This window comes from Thermosulfurimonas sp. (assembly GCF_015491435.1).
Lineage (GTDB): Bacteria > Desulfobacterota > Thermodesulfobacteria > Thermodesulfobacteriales > Thermodesulfobacteriaceae > Thermosulfurimonas_A.
The window spans coordinates 1-2,788 of the sequence record NZ_WFVX01000196.1 but is presented as its reverse complement, the minus strand read 5'-3'; the positions used below and the strand labels follow the sequence as shown (position 1 = coordinate 2,788).

Below are 2,788 nucleotides of genomic sequence, written 5' to 3'. Positions count from 1 at the left end.
TTTCTCAAGGAACTGGTCTCCTTTCTGGTGCACGGCTCCTCGGTGCGGGTACATCTGGAGATCCCGGAGGGCATTCCTCCTTTACGGATGGACAGCTCCCACTTCGCACAGATGATCCAGAACCTGATCCTCAATGCCCTGGAGGCCATGCCCCAGGGAGGGGATATATTTATTCAGGCCGAGTATCAGGACGGGGAGGTGGTTCTGGTGATAAGGGATACCGGGCCGGGCATCCCCCGGGAGGTTCAGTCGCGCATCTTTGAGCCTGGATTAACCACCAAACCCGCGGGGACCGGTCTGGGGCTGGCGGTGGTCAAGAGCGTGGTGGAGCGTTACGGCGGCGAGATCGAGGTCTTTTCTTTTCCGGGGGAAGGGACCACCTTCCGGATTCGTCTTCCGGCGGCCGAGAAGTCCGGCGAGAAAGAAATTCCTTCTCCGGAAACCCCGATTGAATCCCGGAAGTTTTCCGGAAGGGTGCTGGTGATGGACGACGAGGAGCCCATACGGCTCCTTTTGGCCGAGGCCCTGGGGTACCTGGGGGTGGAGGTGGAAACCGCGGAAAACGGCCCGGAGGCCCTGGCCAAATACGAAAAAGCCCTTTCCGAGGGGCGTCCCTTTGACCTCCTGCTGCTGGATCTTACCGTCCCCGGAGGCAAGGGGGCCCGCTGGGTAGCAGAAAGACTTAAGGATCGGCAGCCCCGCCCCCGTCTGATCCTCTCCACCGGCTATTCTCTGGAGGGCTCGGAGGCCATCGAACCCTTCGATGGTCTGCTGCGCAAGCCCTATACCCTTGAGGAACTCACCGAACTCCTGCGCAGGCATCTCCGGTCATGATCCTGGCCCTGGCTAACCAAAAAGGTGGGGTGGGTAAGACCACCGTGGCGGTCAATCTGGCTGCGGCTCTGGCCGAAAGCGGGGAACGGGTCCTTCTGGTGGATCTGGACCCCCAGGCCAACGCCTCCAGCGGCCTGGGAGTCCGGGTGTCGGCTTCCCGCAGCCTTTATGCGGCCCTTTGTGGCGAACGCTCCGGCCGGGAGATCCTGATTTCTACCCCTTTCGGGCTGGATCTGCTTCCCTCTTCCGCCGATCTGGCTGGAGGGGAAGTGGAACTCCTCGATCTCCCCCACCGGGAACTCCTGGTGCGGGGGATCCTGGAATCCCTGGCCGCAGAATACGATTTCATCCTCCTAGATTGTCCGCCTTCCCTGGGTATTCTTACGGTAAACGCCCTGTGTGCGGCCGAGGGGGTGGTCATACCCCTTCAGTGCGAGTATTATGCTCTGGAGGGCCTGTCCCTCCTCATAAAGACCCTGCGTCGCATCAGGGAGGGACTTAATGCCCGCTTGTTCCTCTTTGGTATCGTTCTTACCATGTTCGATGGTCGCAATCGTCTCTCGCGGGAAGTGGCGGAGGAAGCCCGGCGTCACTTTCGCTGGACGGTGTTTGAGACCCTTATTCCCCGTACCGTGCGTTTGAGCGAGGCTCCCAGTCACGGTCAGCCCATAACCGTTTATGATCCGAGAGGGCGGGCGGCAGAGGCCTTTCGCAGACTGGGTGAGGAGGTAAAACGTCGTGCCCGAGAAAAGAACCCGTAAACGCCTGGGAAGGGGGCTGGCGGCCCTTCTTCCCGAAACCGAGGGAGAACTGCGCACCGTTCCCCTGGAGCGCATCCTGCCCTCACCCTTTCAGCCCCGAAAAAGGTTCAATCCGGCTGAACTGGAGGAACTGGCTCGCTCCATCCGGGACCGGGGGATCCTTCAGCCGCTTCTGGTACGCGAGATAGCCCCGGAGACCTATGAACTGGTGGCCGGAGAACGACGTTTACGGGCGGCCAAAATGGCCGGTCTTTCCGAGATTCCGGTACTGGTAAAGCATCTTTCAGACGAAGAAGCCCTGGCCGTGGCCCTGATCGAAAACCTGCAGCGGGAGGATCTCAACCCCCTGGAGGAGGCCGAGGGGTATCGACGCCTTCAGGAGGAGTTCGGTTATTCCCAGGAAGAAATAGCCCGCAAGGTGGGACGGGATCGTTCCACCATAGCCAATTCCTTACGACTACTCCGGCTCCCCCCGGAGGTGCAGGAGGATCTATGGGAGGGGAGGCTTTCGGCCGGTCACGCCCGGGCCCTTCTGTCCCTGGAAGACCAGGAGTTGATCCTCACCGCCCGCCAGGAGATCCTCCGCCGGGGCCTTTCGGTAAGGGAAACGGAACGTCTGGTACGACGACTGAAGGAGGGGCGCCCCGGGCGGAAAAAGGCCCCTCCGGATCCGGATCTGGAGGCCCTGGCCACGGAACTTTCCCGCTGGTGCGGAGGAAAGGTAAAGATAGAGATGGGACGTAGGGGGCCCCGGTTCCGCTTCGATTTCGACGACCTGGAAACCGCGGAGCGCTTCGTGGAGGCCCTGCGACGCCTATTTTCCCTCTAAGGGCCGGCTCTTCACCGTCTTTCCTTCCAGGAAAAATTCCACCGGACCGGGAATTTCCTTGCGGACCTCGTATTCGTAACGTCCGATGGCGATCCGTACCCCCGGATAGACCCGATCCAGGACCTTAAGGGTATGCTGGGTATAGGCCTGAAGGGCTTCTTCTTTCTCTTTGATTTTTTCCTGAAGATTGGCCTGGGCCAGGACCTTTTCCCGAAAGACCTTCTGGATCTTGCTTAAGAGCCGGGCCTTGTCCGGGGTGAGGCGCCCTTCTTTTTTGAGTTTGAGCCCCAGGCTCAGGGCCTGGTGTAACTTTTCGGTGGCTTCATCCAGAAGGACCAGTTCTTCTTTGAGGCGTTCTATCTCC

The 2,788-nt window shown here is 60.3% G+C and carries 4 protein-coding genes; 3 read left to right on the top strand and 1 reads right to left on the bottom strand.

Annotated elements, in window-relative coordinates; genetic code table 11:
* From F8J34_RS09120 to F8J34_RS09110, 3 genes are all read left to right on the top strand, one after another.
* On the top strand, positions 1-834 hold an 834-nt coding region (locus tag F8J34_RS09120), incomplete at its 5' end, for an ATP-binding protein (RefSeq protein ID WP_297058651.1).
* On the top strand, positions 831-1,595 hold the full coding sequence (locus tag F8J34_RS09115) for a ParA family protein (protein WP_297058649.1): 765 nt from the start codon (positions 831-833) through the stop codon (positions 1,593-1,595). The genes F8J34_RS09120 and F8J34_RS09115, both read left to right, overlap by 4 nt.
* Positions 1,573-2,424 carry a ParB/RepB/Spo0J family partition protein gene (locus tag F8J34_RS09110; RefSeq protein ID WP_297058646.1) on the top strand — a complete coding sequence of 284 codons (852 nt, stop codon included), beginning with the start codon at positions 1,573-1,575 and terminating at the stop codon, positions 2,422-2,424. The genes F8J34_RS09115 and F8J34_RS09110 overlap by 23 nt, the downstream gene beginning before the upstream one ends.
* Here F8J34_RS09110 and F8J34_RS09105 read toward each other — a convergent pair.
* Positions 2,410-2,788, bottom strand: a 379-nt coding sequence (locus F8J34_RS09105) for a FapA family protein (protein WP_297058643.1), incomplete at its 5' end; no start/stop codon positions are given. The two genes, F8J34_RS09110 and F8J34_RS09105, sit on opposite strands and share 15 nt — an antisense overlap.